15 protein-coding genes and 3 pseudogenes are annotated in these 16,244 nt (G+C 67.6%); 12 read left to right on the top strand and 6 right to left on the bottom strand.

Translation table 11 applies throughout. The features are described from left to right. Positions 1–17: 17 nt before the first annotated feature. A complete protein-coding gene (locus OP79_RS34235) occupies positions 18–2,045 on the bottom strand; it encodes a sensor histidine kinase (protein ID WP_033325764.1) in 2,028 nt (675 codons plus the stop codon). 116 nt (positions 2,046–2,161) lie between these two features. On the opposite strand from OP79_RS34235, the gene OP79_RS34230 reads away from it, so the two are divergent. From OP79_RS34230 to OP79_RS55485, 6 genes are all read left to right on the top strand, one after another. After that, positions 2,162–2,857, top strand: a complete 696-nt coding sequence (locus OP79_RS34230) for a hypothetical protein (protein ID WP_033325763.1) — start codon at positions 2,162–2,164, stop codon at positions 2,855–2,857. Positions 2,858–3,109: 252 nt separating this feature from the next. Continuing rightward, entirely contained in the window at positions 3,110–3,373 is a 264-nt protein-coding gene (locus tag OP79_RS34225) for a hypothetical protein (protein ID WP_033325762.1), read from the top strand. Positions 3,374–3,408: 35 nt separating this feature from the next. Next, positions 3,409–3,747: a C2 domain-containing protein gene (locus OP79_RS34220; protein ID WP_033325761.1), complete on the top strand. Its 339-nt coding sequence runs from the start codon at positions 3,409–3,411 to the stop codon at positions 3,745–3,747. 36 nt (positions 3,748–3,783) lie between these two features. Then, entirely contained in the window at positions 3,784–4,221 is a 438-nt protein-coding gene (locus OP79_RS34215; RefSeq protein ID WP_033325759.1) for a hypothetical protein, read from the top strand. Positions 4,222–4,405: 184 nt separating this feature from the next. Then, positions 4,406–5,005 (top strand): DUF2589 domain-containing protein, encoded by a 600-nt coding sequence (locus OP79_RS34210; protein WP_033325758.1) that lies wholly within the window; start codon positions 4,406–4,408, stop codon positions 5,003–5,005. Next, positions 5,002–5,325 carry a hypothetical protein gene (locus OP79_RS55485; RefSeq protein ID WP_033325756.1) on the top strand — a complete coding sequence of 108 codons (324 nt, stop codon included), beginning with the start codon at positions 5,002–5,004 and terminating at the stop codon, positions 5,323–5,325. Before OP79_RS34210 ends, OP79_RS55485 begins: the two co-directional genes overlap by 4 nt. Before the next feature lie 141 nt (positions 5,326–5,466). Here OP79_RS55485 and OP79_RS52465 read toward each other — a convergent pair. Then, positions 5,467–5,601: pseudogene (locus tag OP79_RS52465) on the bottom strand (metallophosphoesterase family protein); the annotation flags it as partial. Between the two features lie 99 nt (positions 5,602–5,700). Here OP79_RS52465 and OP79_RS34200 point away from each other — a divergent pair. After that, positions 5,701–6,333 carry an RNA polymerase sigma factor gene (locus OP79_RS34200; RefSeq protein WP_033325755.1) on the top strand — a complete coding sequence of 211 codons (633 nt, stop codon included), beginning with the start codon at positions 5,701–5,703 and terminating at the stop codon, positions 6,331–6,333. Further along, positions 6,326–7,303, top strand: coding sequence for a CU044_5270 family protein (locus tag OP79_RS34195; protein WP_033325753.1), 978 nt, complete (start codon positions 6,326–6,328; stop codon positions 7,301–7,303). The genes OP79_RS34200 and OP79_RS34195 overlap by 8 nt, the downstream gene beginning before the upstream one ends. Positions 7,304–7,307: 4 nt before the next feature. On the opposite strand, the pseudogene OP79_RS57335 reads toward OP79_RS34195, so the two are convergent. Then, positions 7,308–7,450, bottom strand: a pseudogene (locus OP79_RS57335) (endonuclease/exonuclease/phosphatase family protein); the annotation flags it as partial. 331 nt (positions 7,451–7,781) lie between these two features. Between OP79_RS57335 and OP79_RS58105 the strand changes: the two are divergent. Next, positions 7,782–7,913, top strand: a complete 132-nt coding sequence (locus OP79_RS58105) for a hypothetical protein (protein ID WP_281193286.1) — start codon at positions 7,782–7,784, stop codon at positions 7,911–7,913. A gap of 231 nt (positions 7,914–8,144) precedes the next feature. Here the strand turns inward: OP79_RS58105 and OP79_RS52460 are convergent. After that, positions 8,145–8,309 (bottom strand): annotated as a pseudogene (locus OP79_RS52460) (C40 family peptidase); the annotation flags it as partial. A gap of 201 nt (positions 8,310–8,510) precedes the next feature. Further along, positions 8,511–9,197 carry a hypothetical protein gene (locus tag OP79_RS34190; protein WP_033325751.1) on the bottom strand — a complete coding sequence of 229 codons (687 nt, stop codon included), beginning with the start codon at positions 9,195–9,197 and terminating at the stop codon, positions 8,511–8,513. 288 nt (positions 9,198–9,485) lie between these two features. Here OP79_RS34190 and OP79_RS34185 point away from each other — a divergent pair, with 288 nt between their 5' ends. Both OP79_RS34185 and OP79_RS34180 read left to right on the top strand, forming a co-directional pair. After that, positions 9,486–11,342 (top strand): DUF4357 domain-containing protein, encoded by a 1,857-nt coding sequence (locus tag OP79_RS34185; RefSeq protein WP_033325750.1) that lies wholly within the window; start codon positions 9,486–9,488, stop codon positions 11,340–11,342. Beyond that, a complete protein-coding gene (locus tag OP79_RS34180) occupies positions 11,339–12,535 on the top strand; it encodes an McrC family protein (protein ID WP_033325749.1) in 1,197 nt (398 codons plus the stop codon). Before OP79_RS34185 ends, OP79_RS34180 begins: the two co-directional genes overlap by 4 nt. Positions 12,536–13,022: 487 nt before the next feature. Here the strand turns inward: OP79_RS34180 and OP79_RS34170 are convergent, their stop codons facing one another. After that, complete coding sequence (locus OP79_RS34170) at positions 13,023–14,318, bottom strand: hypothetical protein (protein ID WP_245685548.1); 1,296 nt, start codon at positions 14,316–14,318, stop codon at positions 13,023–13,025. Between the two features lie 1,426 nt (positions 14,319–15,744). Here OP79_RS34170 and OP79_RS55480 point away from each other — a divergent pair. Next, on the top strand, positions 15,745–15,882 hold the full coding sequence (locus tag OP79_RS55480) for a hypothetical protein (RefSeq protein ID WP_157857406.1): 138 nt from the start codon (positions 15,745–15,747) through the stop codon (positions 15,880–15,882). Positions 15,883–16,244 lie beyond the last annotated feature (362 nt).

The following is a 16,244-nucleotide window of genomic DNA, read 5'->3' as shown; positions in this document are numbered from 1 at the left end:
GGCGCTCGCGGGGTTGGTCAGGCAGTGGCACGTGTCTCCTTCAGGGGAAGCGGCATCCTGGCCTGCACCGAGGTGCCGCCGCCCGGGACCTTGGTGATCGCCAGCAGGCCACCGACCTCCGCCGCGCGTTCGCCCATGCTGCGCAGGCCCACTCCCGCGCGGTGGCGTTGCGGGATGCCGCAGCCGTTGTCCTCGACGGTCAGGACGAGAAACCCGGCGGTGACATGGGCGGTGAGGGTGAGGCGGCCCGATGCGCTGTGCTTGAGGGCGTTGCCCACTGCTTCGGCCGCGATCGCGTACGCCGCCACCTCCACGGAGGCGGGGAGTTCGGCGCAGGCGGCGGTGACCGAGCAGCGGCAGGTGGGAACGTCGTAGCCGGCGAGCAGTTCACGAAGCGCGCCTGCGAGGCCGAGTTGGTCGAGCACTGCGGGGCGCAGGCCGTTCACGACGGTGCGCAGATCACCGACTGTTGTGCGCAGCCGGTCCCGCGCCAGCCTGATGGCGTCCGCGAGCTGAGGGTCAGTGGCTCTGCGGGCCAGAGAGTCCAGCTGGTGGGCGGTGCCGGCCAGGGAGGGGCCGACGCCGTCGTGCAGGTCGGCGCGGAGCCGACGGCGTTCCTCCTCCCGGACGGCGACGATGTGGGCCCGGCTGCGGGCCACGTCCTCGACGAGCCCCGCCGCGTATGCGAGGGTCGCGGCCCGCGCCGCGACCTCTTCGGCCGCGGCCCGCTGCTGCGCGGTCCAGGGCTCGGCCGCACGCCGCCGCCCCAGGTGAAGTTCACCGACACAGCGACCGAGCGCCAGACAGGGCACGGTCCGCCAGCCCGCACCGGGAACGGGTGTGCCGGAGGTCGCCGTCACGGCCGGTCCGGTGAACGCCGCATACGGCAGGCGCAGGGCGCGGCGGAGCTCGTCGACGAGGAGTCGCATGGCCTCGGCCGGTTCCGAGGCGGGGGCGAGGTGGCGGCCGACGCGGGCCATCACCGCGTACGGATCGTGGCGGTGTCCGAACAGCAGCCGGTCCACGGCCGATTGGACCGCCCCGCGGCCAGCTGCGGCAAGGAGCGCTGCCGCGGCGATCGCGGCCGTGCCGCCGAGTGAACCGGGCGCGAGGGCGCCCGCGCCCGCGACGACGGCCAGATAGACGCCGAGGACCAGTCCGCTCAGCAGGGTGAAGACGATGGCCCGGCCGAGTACCACCTCGACGTCGTAGAGGCGGTGGCGCAGCATCGCCACGGCGATACCCGCCGGCGGGCCGAGCAGCCCGGCCACCATCAGCAGGTCGGTCAGCAGCTGAGGAAGTTGCCCGGTGGTGAAGCCCGCGCCGGTGAACGCGAGGGTCATCACCAGACCACCGAGCAGCAGCCACTGCAGCTGGGAGCGCTCCACGCCGCGCGCCGCACGGGTGCGTAACACAATGAAGAAGCAGGCTGCGGCGGTGCCGGCGGCCATGCATATAGCGGAGGACACGTACATGACAGCGTGCAGCCACTCCGCGCCCCGTACCGCCAGCGGGTTGGCCAGGGCGGGCACCGGGTCGGTGCCGCTCGGACGCAGCATCGCTGCGAGGGTGCCGGTCGTGGCGACGGTGATGACGGTCCACGCGAGCACCCGGCGCGGGCGGGTGCCCAGCCGTCCGTACGGGAAGAACAGCGGCACCAGAGGGAGCGCGAAGTAGTAGCCCACGAACCCCCAGCAGCCCAGCCAGGCCCCGAACTGCCAGCCGGGCAGGGAGTGTTCAGCGACCAGCTGCGAATAGCCGGCGTAGTAGGTGAGCAGGTGGTACGGGCCGATCAGCGCGGGCGCCATCATCAGCCAGACCAGCCGATTGCGCGGCTGGACGCGGGCCACCGCCGCGCCGAGCAGTGGCCACACCGTGCCCAGCACCAGATCGCTCCAGTAGAGCTCGCTGAGCTCGATCTGCCGGGACAGCACCGCGTGCGCCGGCGCGGTGGCAACGCAGCTCGCGGCGCCGACGCCCGCGACGGCGTACGCGGCACGGCGCAGCGCGCGGTCCCGTCGGCTTCTTCGGTCCCCCCGGCCCATGGGGACATCGTGGCGTACGAATATCCCGGGCGAAAGGGACCGGTGTCCCTGTTGCCCGGGACGCCGCCGCGTGGACAGTGCTGCTCAATCGGTCACACCCAAGGGAGTTGAGGGTCATGGCAGCAGTGGATCCGGGAGCAATGGCCGGCGCGGTCCGGTCCGGCGGCGGTAACGGGCGGGCCAAGTGGCCGCTCTACGGGGTCGCGGCAGGCCTGCTCGGTGTCGTTGCTACGTTCGTCGCCGATCCGCGGAGCGGCGTCGTGGAGACAGAACGCGTCGACGCGTCCATCCTGGGCGAGCTCTCTCGGGGTACCGCCCACCTGGGGCTGGTGGCGGGGTTCATCACCGTCGCCCTCCTGCTCGTACTGGCAGCGGCCTGGCGGCGGCAGGTAGAGCCGCGGGTGCCGGGCAGTACGGCGGCGCATGTGGTGAGCGGCGCGCTGACGGCCTCGGCGGCCGGACTGACGTACGGCTACGGCTGGAAGGGAGCGCTGGCCATCTATCTGCCGGCGGGGATGAATGAAAAGTCCTTCGGCGACGGCGGCCTATTCGTGTACTTCATGCTCAATGACTTCGGGGGCTACATCGGCTGGCTGGGTGTGGTCGTGGCGGCCGGGGCGATCGCGTGGATGGCTCTGCGCGAACGCACGGTATCGCGCTGGATCGGCGTGCTGAGCCTGCTGCCGGTGGTGGCGGTGACGATCTTCGCGGGGGCGACCGGACTCCCCGGCTTCCAGGGCGTGGTCGGGCCGGTGTGGCTGCTGATCGCGTTCGCCGGCCTTGCGGCGGGACGCAGCACGATCGTCCGCTGACGGTCCGCAGAGCCTGAACCCTGCTTCGACAAACGACGAAAAACTCGGGGGAATAATGAGTACGACTGCCTATATTGGGGTTTTCGGTTTCCTGTTGGTTGCCGTTGTATTGATGCTCCTGATAGGGAAGATTCGAAATCCGTTCATTGGTTGGCTGCTTGGAGCCATCCTCTTCGGCCTGGTTGCCGCTTCTGTTGCGGAGATCAGGAGTGATGTGACCACTCCTGACGTCGTCAGGCCGTCATATCTCCCATGACTCATCCCGCCATCATCCTGCGGAACTCCGATGCGGTGAACGCGGACTTCCTTGATTTCCAGACTGCGGCTCAGGAACTGGCCCGGGTCGAGTCGCTCAGCGAGGACGAGCGACTGCTCCGGGAGGTCGTGCAGCGGTTCGGACGCAAAGCCTTCCTGCACCTGATGCTCCAGGACTCGCCGGATGACACGTCCCTCTCGGACCGAGGCTCTGCCCCGACGAGGGGGCTCGCAAGGACCCACCCACCAGCCAACCGGTGAAGCACCGGCCGGCCACCACACGAAGGGACACCACTATGCCCACCGCACGACTGCAGACTCTCACCTGCAACGCCACCGAGGACTGGACTGGGGACGACGAAGTACTCATCAAGGTCTTCGGCACCCGCTACGGCGAGGCCTACCGACCCATGAACAACGGACAGACCTGGGACATCAACCTCGACGCGCCCTTTGGCACCGACTCGCGGATGCGTATCGAGGTCTGGGACAAGGACCTCGGCTGGTGGCTGGACCCCGACGACCTGCTGGGCGTGCACTTCGTCAACGCCTCCCAGGCTGGTACCGGGCTGAAGTCGGCGGAATTCAACGCCGACGGGGCCAGCTACACCCTCGTCTACGAAGTGGTGGCCTGACCGGTCAACCGACCAACCAAAAAGGAGCACATGAGCATGGCCACTGCAACAGAGCACGACAACTGGCCCGTGGTGTCCCTCGAACTAGCCAAGCGGGTCCCGCTGAACGCCGGCGCGGTAGACGGCGCCCTCCTCACTACCCCGACGCCCCTCTTCGCGGGGGCGAACAGCATCGACATGGCGCTGGTCGGCGCCGGTGCGCCCGGCGTGACGGTGCGGGAATTCTGGTGGGGCTTCCACCTGCAGATTGACCACGCCACACTGCGGCAGATCCTCGACGCATTGGACACGGTCAACGAACTGGTGGTCTCCGTCGGCGGCAGCATTCCCAGCCCCGTACAGCCGTGGATCCTGCTGATCGGCCTGTTCGTCGCTGGTACGCACGAGATGCTGCGCGCCCTCGACCGAGGTGAGGGCATCTACATCAGCATGAGCTGGTTCGCTCCGGGCGTCTTCGTACCCACCTCAGTCTGAACAAACAAGCCACGCCTGCGGGATGAGGCAACGCAGCCCATTCCGCAGGCGTGGGCCAGCCCTCCACGGAACGCCTTCCTGAAGCAACTGACTTGGCAGAGCAGCCTCAGGGGGTACGGCGGCCTGTATTCCGCGCGTCAGCGCACGGGACGCTACGGCCTTTCAACGACAACAAGGAGGAACGATGCCTGATCCGGGTAGCGAGCTGTCCTCGCTGAATTTCGAAAGTCTCATCGGGGGGCCGATGGTGGCCGCCGTACACGCACAGGTGCAGTCCGCTCTGGCGACGGTGAACTTCGTCAAGCAGGTTGGATTCCGCCAATCGCCAGCGGGCGGCGGGGCCCCGGGCGACACGACGACCGGCGAACCCGCGACCGTGACCTTCAGCTACAAGAAGCAGGTGGCCACGGCGGACGGCAACGGTGTGGAGGAGAAACCCGCCTCGCTGACCGTGCCGCTGCTGGCGATCCTGCCCATTCCGTATCTGCGGATCGACGAGGTGAACATCGACTTCCTCGCGAAGATCGACTCCGTGCAGTTCCGGCAGGTGGACGAGCAGATCAAGGTGGGCGTCGACGCCGACGCTCAGGCGTCCTGGGGATGGGGGTCGGCCCGTATCAAGGCGAGCTTCGCCTATCAGCGCGACACCAAGGAAGGAAGCAAGGACACCCGCTCGTATTCCATGGGGGTCAAGGCCCGCGCCGTTCAGGAGGAACTGCCCGGAGGCATGGCGAAAGTGCTCGGCATCCTGGAGTCGATGATCCAGGAGAAGATCACGGAATGACCCGCCTGTCGGAATTCGTCGGAGGGCTCGGAGTCGGCCTGGTGCGCGGAAGGGCTCACAGCGATCTCGCCTCCGTGGAAGTCGCCCGTAAGTACGCGGCTGAACCGCTCCTGCGTGAGGCGCGGGTGCCCCGTATGACACTGCCCGAGGTCACGATCGAGGTGAAGTGCGCGATCATGGACGTCGGCGCGGACGACGTGGAGATCCGCGTGACCCCCAGAGAACTCATGGACGTACCCGCCGCACATCTGTCGACGATCGTCCTGAAGTGGAACGGAGAGGACATCGATCCTGTCCCTCCGAATGAAGGGCCGAGCTGAAGGGCGGTCGACTCGCACTCGCGAGGCGACCAGCACGCCGGAGCTGCCCCGCCCTGCCAGGGCCGAGGACTGATCACCGCCGTTTGCGGCTGGCGACGATCCTGTTGGCTTATTCCGTGCCCGGCGGGGCTGGCGGCTCGTTTCGACGCCCGGGCCCAGCAGGGCCCAGTGCGCTCCGGTCTGTCCGTAGGGCATGCCCATGCTGCCGGGGTTGATCACGAGCCGGCCGTGGGCGAGGCGGACGAACGGCATGTGGGTGTGGCCGCAGACCACGGTGTCGCCGAGGGGGGGGAGGGAACCGCTTCGGCGCGATGGGCGAAGGACAGGTGAAAGCCCAAGTATTCGAGCATCGTCCCTTGGACGAGAGGAGCCCCGATGGCCGTCGGACCAGGCGTCGGCATCGGCACCGCGCGTGCCGATGCGGAGAGCGACGCCTCAGTGATCGCGCGGTCCCGGGATGAGCCCGAGGCGTTCGCCGCGCTCTTCGACCGGCACGCCGACGCCGTGCACCGCTATGCGGCCCGCCGCCTCGGCGGCGAGGTTGCCGATGACCTCGTGGCGGAGACCTTCACCACCGCATTCCAACAGCGGCATCGCTACGACCCGGCCCGCGGCGCGGGCGCCGACGCCCGGCCCTGGCTGTTTGGCATAGCGACCAACTTGGTCGGCCGGCATCGGCGGGCTGAGGCCCGCCGGTTTAAGGCCATGGCCCGGGTCCCGGCCCTCGCCGACCACGACGAGCCGCTGGCCGACCGGGCCGCGGACCGGGTGGTGGCGCGGGCCGTACGCCGCGAGCTGGCGGCGGCACTGGCCGCGCTGCCCGCTCGGCACCGGGACGTGCTGCTGCTGGTGGCCTGGGGGGATCTCAGCTACGGGGAGGCGGCCCAGGCCCTCGATATCCCTGTGGGCACGGTCAGATCACGGCTGCACCGGGCTCGCAGCAAGCTGCGCGAAGCATTGGGCGGATCCAATCCGACGGCACTGCGAGAGGTATCCGACCATGAATGACGAACTCGAACTCTTGAGGGAGTGGGACGCGGACGCGGCCCCGCTCACCGGTCCGGCCCGGGACCGGGCCCGGCACCAGCTGCTCAACGCGATGGCCCACGCGGACCAGCGCACCGGCACCGGCCCCAGTCGCCGCCATGCACTGCGCCTCGCGGCGGCCGCGGTGGTCGCCACGGCGGTTACGGGGACGGCGGTGCTGATCGGCACGGACGGCTCCGGCGAGGGCGGCGCACCGGGCACGAGCACCCCGCGGGTGGAGAACGCCGCCGCGACGGTGCTGATCGGGGCGGCGGCGTGGGAGCGCGAGCAGGAGAAGGAGCCGGTGGCGCCGCGCGACGACCAGTTCATCTACTCGAAGCGGATCATCAAGGAGACGGAGCAGAAGACCGGCAAGGTCAAGACCTACACCGACGAGATGTGGGACTCGGTGGACGTCTCCAAGCCCTCCTTGTCCATGGAACTGGGCCGCGAGATGTGGGAGGAGCCCGCGGGGAAGGGCGGCGGGGTGTGGCCACCCCGGAAGTGGAGCGAGCTGAAGAAGCTGCCCCAAGACCCGGAGAAGCTCATCTCGGCCATCATCTCCCTCGGCTCCCGCGGCGGGTCCGACGACTGGTCGATCAGCGATCTCGACAAGCTCGATCGGTTCGAGGCCTACTGGCTGCTCGGCGAGCTCCTGAAGAACCCGGTGCTTCCCAAGGGATTGCGCCCCGCGGCGTACGAGGCGCTGGCCCTTGTGCCCGGCGTCAAGACGATCCCGGGAGTGAAGGACTCCGCCGGGCGGACCGGAGTGGGGATCGCCCATACCGAGCGCGGGTCCTACGAAGGCAAGTACCTGATCTTCGACCCGGCGTCGTATGAATTCCTGGGCTTCCGCGACGAGCGGATCTCGGCTTCCGGGAAGAAGAAGTACATCCAGCTGTCGCACGTAGTGGACTGGGGGATCGTCGACCGGGTGAAGCAGCGCCCGTAGGCCGCTATCCCGCGGCCGGGAGCCGCAGGGCCGCCGGCACCGGCAGATGGTCGCCGGCGGCCCTGCCTCCGGGAGGTCAGTGGGGATGCCGCAGCCGAGGACCTCGCCGCCCGGCGTCGCGAACGCCACGTCGATACGGCGGTCCGGGGCTGAAACGGCATGTCCCTGACGCAGTCAGGGACAAAGAGCCCCAGCTCAGCACGGCAAAAGAACGCGAGAGGTCCAGATAGCGGCCTGCTCGTCAGTCAGGAATTCCACCGGCACGCGGTGACCGCAGCCACGCCACGAGCCCGTCCAGCGGGCTTGCCTGAACTGCCCCACGACCGCCGATCGCTGTGCTGGCTGACCAAGATCAATCTCGCCGTTAGCCGCTGTACCGCTGCTACTCGCGACCGGACGAGCTGGCGGACGGCCGAGGTGCGGCCCTTCTCGGCCGGGACGCCGAGTTTCCGCAGCGCGTCTTGAGAACGTGATCAAGGTGGTCGCAGCCGTAGACGCGGCGGGCATCGTTGCCGCGAAGGCCACGCCGCACGTCAAGAAGAGGTTCAACGACCTCAAGTCGAAGCTGAACCGCAAGTCGGAGGACACCGTCGAGGCCACTGCGCAATAAGCCAGCAGGATCGGCGACAGCGTTCTTACGGTACCCCTGCGACCCGAGACTCAGGTACGCCGAGCTTGGGATATAGAGGTCAGAGCACCCGCTCAAGCGGTTCCGGCGCAGGCCAATCCCTGGGGCCTATTTTGAAGACCTCCAAGAGATACAGGATTTTCATCAACTGGGGCCGCTACAAGGCGTCTTGGCGGGCCGCTGAACAACGTCACAGCCACCTACAGCGACGTGTCAGGAGGGCCTGGTGGCGCCCGCGTAGTCGTCTCCTCGGTACCGGTACGGCTCGATCCTGATGGGCTTTCCGGGGCGGGGCGCATCGATCATCTGTCCGCCTCCGGTGTAGAGGCCGACGTGGTGGATGCCGCCGTCGGGGTTGCCGTAGAAGACCAGGTCTCCCGTATCGGCCATCGGTTCGGCACTTCCGGACTGGCGAGGCTACCTGGAGCAACAGGTCGCCGAGAACCCGCTGTTCTGGGCTGCATTCAAGATCACCGGAACTGCGTGAGCCACATTGCTCACCGTTGCTCTTTTCCGGCGTGCTATCCGGTTCAGCGTCTGTCCACGCCGGGACGGAAGGTTCTTGATCTGTCGGTACTCCTAGCTCAGGTCCCGTCGGCCCTCGGCCAGGCACCGCTGCCACAACTCGTACGAGCGCCGTGCTTCGCGAAGTGACTCACTGGCGAATCGCTTGTCCGCGAAGCCGACCGCGGCGACCTGTTCCACTACGTTCACCAGGTGTGAGGCCACGCGAGCGATCCGTTCCGCGTGCACCAGTTTCAGCTGGGGCCTCAGTTGCTCTTCGCGGCCGGCCACAGCGAGCAAGTCCGAAAAGTCGTCGGGCTCGGCGTAGGCGGACGGGAGCTTGGGGAGATCGGCAGCGGTGAGGCGGACGACAGCAGCAGGTGTGAACGCATCCCGGTCCTCCCTGCCCAGCACACGGTTCAGCAGCCGACGGGTTTCATCTGTGCTGCGCACCCGGGCAGCGACGGTCTCCAGCTCCTCCAACTCGGCGGGGATGTCCGCCGCGGACTCCGCCGAGAGGAGTACACGCAGGCGGTCCGCAACCTTCCCTCCGGCCTCCGAGGCCTTGTCGATCACGTCGTCGCACGTGTCGAGTTCGGAGAACGCACGCTCGGCTGTCCGTACCGAGGCCCGAACCATCTCGGCCGGGTCACACTCGAAGCCGCCCACCGCATGTACGAGCTCCGATACGGACATGCCCAGTGCCGCGGGCAGCGCCTCCGCGTGTGACTTCTTCGTCGCCGCCGTCGTTCCGCTTCTCACCGTTCCCCCTCATGACCGATCCCCATTTGAACAGATCATGGGCGCAGCATGCTTGGGAGGGCAATCCGGGCTCCGATCGCTGGCCGGAAATGCTCCTACGGCTGTGATCCCGGCACGCACCGCCCGGAGAATGCCCTAAGCCGTGTCCGAGGCTGGGACTTGGCGCTGCCCGGACCAGAGGCCGGCTTGCGCAGTTGCGCCCGAGGACCGTCCGGTTGCTTCCTGAGGGCGGCCAGGACCTCGTCTCGCGTAAGTTCTTGACACCGACCCAAGCAACTGGGGAAACGAATGACCGACGAGTACCCGGAGTTCCTGCTGCGCCTGCCGCACGGCGGGCCGTTGGCGCGTGGGCGGCTGCTCACGGAGAAGGGGACCAACGGCAGCCAGAAGATGGTGGTCCTGGCCGGTTCTCCGGCCCGCCCCGAGGTCGTACCCTCCTTCCCCTTGCGGATGCCGTCGTCCCACCGGCTGCGGGAGCAACTGCGGGAAGACGGCACGATCAAGGAGACGACGACCTGGCCCGGGTGGCTCGAGGTGGTCAGTGACGTCGAGTGCAACTCACCGTCCGCCGCGGCGGAGATCCTCCTCGGCCGTAGCGCCAACGGCTGGCTGGAGTGGAAGACAACCGACGGCCGGCCGCTCGCAGACTTCCTGGAACAGGCATCGGCGGGCCCCAGCCGCGCCTGGCTGGTCCGCGACCCCAACGTCACCGGCTTCGATGCGACCGACCAGGTGTGGCTGACAGAGGGTCGTGTGACGCTCGCCGCGGACCGGCTGAGGCCGGGGGTGACCCCGGGCATCAGCAAGGAACAGTTGCGCGCCATCGTGGACGAGGACTACGAATCGGCCGTCGCCTACAGCCAGAAGGCCCGGTTCGTCGACGAGTTCCACGCGTTCCTCTCCCGGATGAGACCGGGCGACACCGTCTGCGTGTTCCCCGGCGGCAAGCTGTATGTGGGTGAGATCACCGGGAACGCCGAGCAGGTCACGTCAGAAGACGGGCGGAGCGTTCTGCGGCGCCCGGTTGAGTGGGGTGAGGGCTACCCGTACGACAAGCTCCCGGAGGAGCTCCAGCAGAAGCTGAATGCCGGACATGACCTGGTCGACTTGACGGCGGTCAAGGGCATCCTCGACGGGCTCTGGGTCTCCGACGACGAACTGGCGAAGGCGGCCGTGGAACCCGCCGACACCTCCGGCGTCACGATTCAGGCCATTGCCGCCCGCCGAGAACTGGACTTCCCCCAGCCCGACGAGGCGCTGCGCGAGAAGCTCAACGTCCACAGCGTCGAATGGCTGCGCGAGGTACGCGACCTGCTCTGGGACGAACGTCAGCTGATCTTCTACGGGCCGCCCGGAACCGGCAAGACCTACCTCGCGCAGGAGCTCGCCGAATTCCTCGGCGGTGGCCCGGAGCAGGTCAAGCTCATCCAGTTCCACCCCAGTTACGCCTACGAGGACTTTTTCGAAGGGTTCCGGCCCCGAGAAGACCCGGACACACACGAGGTCGCGTTCCGGCTGACCCCCGGCCCGCTGCGTGAACTGGCCGACCTCGCCCACCTGGAGGGCAACCGGCACATCCCGCACTTTCTGATCATCGACGAGATCAACCGCGCCAATCTGGCCAAGGTCTTCGGTGAGTTGTACTTCCTGTTGGAGTACCGCAAGAAGTCGGTCCGGCTTACCTACTCGGGCGAGGACTTCGCCCTGCCCCGGAACCTGTTCGTCATCGGCACGATGAACACCGCCGACCGGTCCATCGCACTGGTGGACGCAGCGATGCGACGGCGGTTCGCCTTCGTGGAACTCTCGCCGAGGACCGAGCCGACCAGCGGACTGCTGCGGCGCTGGCTGGAGGACGAGGGGAAGGACGCCGAACCGGCCCGGCTGCTCGACGCCCTCAACGCCCGTATCGACGACGCCGACTTCCGGATCGGGCCGTCGTATCTGATGAAGCCCGGCGTCTACCGGGAGGGCGGGCTGGAACGCACATGGCGGACGAAGATCCTGCCGCTGCTGGAGGAATACCACTACGGGGAAGGCGTGGACATCGAGAAGCGGTACGGGCTGGCGGCGCTGAGGGAGGCCGTGGCCGCGCGCAGGGCCGCGGAAACGGATGCAGTCGCGGAAGGCACCGGCACGCCGTGACCGTCGTTCACGTCGTCGAACACGCCCCGGCGAGAGCTGTGTCCCTGCCGGACGCAGCAGGGCGGGCCCTGGCCGCCTCGAAGATCGTGGACGCCGCACCGGACCCGTACGAGCCGGGGCTGTGGCGGCTGCGGGCGGGAAGCAAGGTCGGGGCCGTAGCGCTCGACGTCCCAGGAGGCGAGACCGTCAGGCTGCGGATCACGCCCAAAATACCCATAGGGCGCCTGTTCTTCCTCCTTGGCTACAGCCTCGACCCACGCGGGTGGCGGGACGGAGAGGTGGATGTCGCCGAGCACGACGAACTGCTGCCCGCTCTCGCCCACGCCGTTGAGCGGCAGACGGACCGTGCGCTGCGGCAAGGGCTCCTGCAGGGCTACCGGCCCACCGAGCAGACCGCATTCGTCGTACGAGGCCGGATCCGCGAGGCGGAGCAGATCCGGCGCCGATTCGGTGCCCCGCTGCCCGTCGAAGTCGCCTACGACGAGTTCACCACGGACATCGCCGAGAACCGCATTCTGCGCGCCGCGGTGGAACGACTGTTGCGCCTGCCCGGCGTGCCCCGAGCCGTACGCACGCGCCTGATGCACCAGCGGGCCAGGCTCGCGGACGTCACCCCACTCGTGCGGGGGCAGGCGGTCCCCGGATGGCAGCCGAACCGTCTCAACGCCCGGTATCACCACGCCCTCCATCTGGCAGGCCTCGTACTGGACGGGGCGTCGGCCGAGCATCTGCCGGGCGAGCTGCGGATGAACGGCTTCCTCTTCGACATGAACAAGGTCTTCGAGGACTTCGTCTGCGTCGCGCTCCGTGAGGCCCTGACCCTGCACGGCGGGCACGGCACGCTTCAGGCCAGGAACGTCTACCTGGATGAAGACGACGCCATCCGGATGCGACCGGACCTCGTCTGGTACGAGGAATCGGGAGCTCCGCTGGCTGTGGCTGACGCCAAGTACAAGGCGGGCAAGCCGCACGGCTACCCCGACGCCGATCTCTACCAGATGCTGGCGTATTGCACCTCCCTCGGGCTGAATAACGGGCACCTTGTGTACGCGAAGGGCAATGCACCACACCCCGGCCACGTGGTGCGCCGCTCCGGGATTGTGCTGCACCAGCACGCTCTTGATCTCGGCCAGGCCCCGGCGTTACTTCTCAGAGCGGTGAGTGCTTTGGCCGAGCGCATGGTGCGACTGTGACCGCAATGATCCAGGAGGTGTCAGGTACGCAACCGTGTGCCGAGTCCAGGTGGTACAGCTCCGTCGGAGGATCCGTCTTCTTACGCGGTCGACAGAACATGACCTCCCTGTGGCGCTCGTCTGATGAGATGTCGGCCCAGGCGAGCGAGACCGCTCCTTCGCCCAGTGCAGTGAGGACCGCTGTCGCCTCGCGTGATGCGATCAGACGGCCATGACTTTGGAGCTGTACGAGCTCCTCGACTGTGTCGCGGGGCTGTTCTTTCGCTCGGGGACAACGTCTACGAGGACAGGGACCGTGAGTGGCTACGGCGACTGGGTGAACGGCATCGATGAAGACGCCATGGGAGCGGCTCTCGGAGTTGATCCCATGGCGTTGGGGGTCGGGTTCAGTCCGTTCCGTCGAGGGAGGTGCATCCACCCGTCTGCGGCCGACGAGCCCGACGAGGCAGCACGCTGGCGTCAGGCTTGTTGCCTCGCCGACCGGCTCTCAAAGCCGTAGCAAGCGCATCGCCAGGATGGTGCCGTCCTCGTGCACCGAGACGGGACCGCCCCACTTCGGGTCCCAGGTCCGGTCGGGCCACGATCCGCGGAGGGAATGGACGGTGCTGCGGTGCTGCTCGACCTTTCCCGGGGTCCGCCGCCCGTCGTCGTCCCTCGGCGAGAGCAGTTGGAAGAGATCGGCCGCGACGCCGGAGAATGCCTCGACACGCTTGTTGTTGAGCCGGAACACGTGATCTGTGCCGACGAAGGGGATGCCGAGCAGCTCATACTCCGCGTCCTGGACACTGCCGGCGGCCGCGTGCGCGAAGCCGGTCGTGAAGCGCTGGCTTCCTTGGCGCGTGGTCAGGTACTGGGCGGTGGTGTCGCCGTCACCGGCGAAGGCCGTCACTCCGGCTGTCGCGGTCCGCGCCAGGACGTGCTGGAACCACGCCTCGTACTGCGGTCCGACGTGGAAGCCAGGTTCGGGAGAGGGGACTTCGTCTCCTTCGGCGGGAGGCAGGATCCCCGGCATGATGTTCTCGTTCTCGGCGACGCCGTCCAGGTTCCGCAGGGGGTGCTTCGAGGTGCCGAGCAGTACGCCGCCGGTTCCGTCGGCGTGGAGGGCATGGACCGTGACGGGACCTTCCATCGGCAACTCCGTGCCGAAGACGAAGCACGGCGTCTCGTTCCACGTTCCGACGTGCATGGCCTCCACATGAGCCGAGGCCGAGGCGAGCTGGTCATAGGACCGCTTGGCTCCGCTGTGGTTACCCTTGCTCGCTATCAGGAAGACCCGGGACGGCTCGCCCGGCTTCCAGACCTCGGCGAAGAAGTCGGGGCGGTACTGGAAGCCTGACGGTCCTTTGGGCCACCCGGCACGTATGACGCTGTCGGCGCCGACGATCGACACGACATGGTCCGGGTACCGTCGGCCGAGGGTGTGCTTGGCCACGGCCAGGGCGAATCCCTGGCCCAGCTCCCGGGACTGGAGGCGTTTGTAGTCTCGGGCCGTACCCTTACCTTCCTCCGACAACTGCAGGAAGGTGCCCGAGACCGGATCCAGCGCTTGGCTGTACTTGAGGCTTCCCCAGTGTTCCGCCAGGCCGCGGCCCGCTCCTTGGCGAGACAGGGCCATGGCCTGGGCGAGATCGTGCAGCACGTGCCACGGGGTCAGCTGCAGCGACTGCCCGGCCTGCGCGCTCGGCAGGGCCCTCAAGTCGCCCTTCCGGCGCAGCCAGTCGCCCTTCCTCTCCCGCTTCTTGTCGTCCTTCGCCGCTGCCCTCTCTACGCTGCTGGCCAGCATCGAATTGGAGTGAACAGCTACGTTCGACAGCTGCACGAGATCCTGTAAGACCTCTTCGGTCGTCTTCCTTGCCGGTTTCAATGCGCCCCCTGCCGCTCGCGCGATCTGTACACGTCAATTCCGGAAGCTACGTGGCGTGGGCAGGGCGCACACAAGGTCGCACGCATGCCCAATTGGGCATGGGTGGTCGAATCCCGGCGCTGGCTCCATAGGAGTCGCGGTAGATCGAGGATCCCGATAGTCGGGCCGCATCTTGAACGGATGGCGTCCCGCGAACCGATATCCGCCCGCCGAACACGAAGCCGACTACTACGCCCAGCAGCCCTAACTCGGGGCTGGAGCCAAGGCGTAGAGAATCCACCAATCCAGGACCGCTTCACCGCGGAGTGGCGTCGAGGGCACACGGCGCTGGGAGGCCAGGGCGCTCGACGTATATGTTCCTTTCAGCGATTCGCACCGTCAGGTGGGTATCGACGGCACGTGGGCCAGAGTCGCCTCAGAGCGCAAGGACCGCATACATGTTCCGGCTTGCTGGCTCTTGGCCGAAGCGAGACGATGGAAACGTCAGAGTTCGTTGCGGTTCCCCTCGACGAGCGGAAGGCGGTGCGTGAGGCGACGAGGCGGTCCGGCGGAGGCCTGAGTACACAGACTCCTTTACTCGGCCGAGTACGCTGGACACTGACCTCGAAGAACGACCCGTCGCACGCCGCTCACGGACCACCCAACTGGGGGTCAAGGGGTCGCAGGTTCAAATCCTGTCGTCCCGACAGCGGAATTCCGCGTTGTCGCAGTTCAGGGGCCATCTTCGGGTGGCCCCTGTTGTGTGTCCGGGCGCGGATTGGGAGCCCTCGTCCGCTCCCCGTGCTCCCATCGCTCCCAAGCGACGCGGACGGCGTCAATCGGTGGTTGACCGCAGGTCGCCCGATCCGGTTGAGGTCCGGTTGCTCCCACCGCCGGGGCCTGGTGCTCCCGGCTTTTTCTGGTCAAGGGGGCGAGCTGCTCCCATCCGCTCAAGTGGGGTCGTGGGAAGCGTCCTCTTTGCCCTCCAGTAAATGTCCCCTTGGCTGCGAGGGCTCCCGGACCAGGTGGACAACGCATCGAGGTCTTGAACGCTCTCGTTGGTGTCTGTGCAGGTCGGAGGGGTGGTGTCGGGGGTGCGCCCCGTCGTATGTGTCCCCATGACTGAGGGCGAGGAGCGGTAGGCAGCCGTTGTGCGCCGTAGGTGGCTGGTTTTGGGGCGGGGCGAAGAGGCGAGGGGCTATGGTCTGGGGCTGGCTGGCTGGTCAGGCGGGCAACCTCAGTGAGGTGGAGGGCGGAGTCGGCTGGCGCTGCTCATGCGTGGTGCACGCGGGTCGCCGTGCATGGCTCCGTCGGGCGGTGGTTTAGCTCAAGAAGTAGGGCATTGACTGCAGGCTCGGGTCCCGGGATGAGCCGCGACCAAGGCCTGATCGAGCTGTACCCCTGCGAAACCGGAGATTCAGTGCAAGTGACGGTCGCCGTGCGTCTGTCGAAGACCGCTTCGATGGATGGCGATGACGTTGTGGAGTTCCGCTTCAATGTTTGACGGCTGCCTTGGCATCGAATTTTCGATCTGACAAACATGCAGGTCAGGTGGGGTCAGTCCTTTCGAGGGCTGGCCCCGTTGCCGTTCCCTGTGCTGGATCCGTGCTGGATCATCTGATACGTCGTCACCTGTTGTCATCTCTGGTTATCCGTACCGCTGCTGGATCGGTGCTGCATCTGCCTGACGGGTCGTCAGCGGGATGGGGTGCTGTCCGGCCGCGGAATCCGTAGCCGACGGGCCTGCTGCGGGGCGTCCGGGGCCGGTGGTGGGGCGGTGGTGCATCCGCCCCGGACTGTCGGTCCGGGGCGGCGTGCGGTCCGTCGTGGCGCGTGGGTCCGTGGCTCGGGGGCCGAGCGCCGGCC

The organism is Streptomyces yerevanensis (genome assembly GCF_000716805.1).
Classification (GTDB): domain Bacteria; phylum Actinomycetota; class Actinomycetes; order Streptomycetales; family Streptomycetaceae; genus Streptomyces; species Streptomyces flaveus.
The sequence above is the reverse complement of the archived record's forward strand: the minus strand, read 5'-3'. Positions and strand labels throughout refer to the sequence as shown.

What these genes read in the sequence shown, in the direction of transcription:
- OP79_RS34235 (WP_033325764.1), bottom strand. Translation starts at nt 2,045, where the DNA reads ATGGGCCGGGGGGACCGAAGAAGCCGACGGGACCGCGCGCTGCGCCGT.
- OP79_RS34230 (WP_033325763.1), top strand. Translation starts at nt 2,162, where the DNA reads ATGGCAGCAGTGGATCCGGGAGCAATGGCCGGCGCGGTCCGGTCCGGC.
- OP79_RS34225 (WP_033325762.1), top strand. Translation starts at nt 3,110, where the DNA reads ATGACTCATCCCGCCATCATCCTGCGGAACTCCGATGCGGTGAACGCG.
- OP79_RS34220 (WP_033325761.1), top strand. Translation starts at nt 3,409, where the DNA reads ATGCCCACCGCACGACTGCAGACTCTCACCTGCAACGCCACCGAGGAC.
- OP79_RS34215 (WP_033325759.1), top strand. Translation starts at nt 3,784, where the DNA reads ATGGCCACTGCAACAGAGCACGACAACTGGCCCGTGGTGTCCCTCGAA.
- OP79_RS34210 (WP_033325758.1), top strand. Translation starts at nt 4,406, where the DNA reads ATGCCTGATCCGGGTAGCGAGCTGTCCTCGCTGAATTTCGAAAGTCTC.
- OP79_RS55485 (WP_033325756.1), top strand. Translation starts at nt 5,002, where the DNA reads ATGACCCGCCTGTCGGAATTCGTCGGAGGGCTCGGAGTCGGCCTGGTG.
- OP79_RS34200 (WP_033325755.1), top strand. Translation starts at nt 5,701, where the DNA reads ATGGCCGTCGGACCAGGCGTCGGCATCGGCACCGCGCGTGCCGATGCG.
- OP79_RS34195 (WP_033325753.1), top strand. Translation starts at nt 6,326, where the DNA reads ATGAATGACGAACTCGAACTCTTGAGGGAGTGGGACGCGGACGCGGCC.
- OP79_RS34185 (WP_033325750.1), top strand. Translation starts at nt 9,486, where the DNA reads ATGACCGACGAGTACCCGGAGTTCCTGCTGCGCCTGCCGCACGGCGGG.
- OP79_RS34170 (WP_245685548.1), bottom strand. Translation starts at nt 14,318, where the DNA reads ATGCTGGCCAGCAGCGTAGAGAGGGCAGCGGCGAAGGACGACAAGAAG.
- OP79_RS55480 (WP_157857406.1), top strand. Translation starts at nt 15,745, where the DNA reads ATGAGCCGCGACCAAGGCCTGATCGAGCTGTACCCCTGCGAAACCGGA.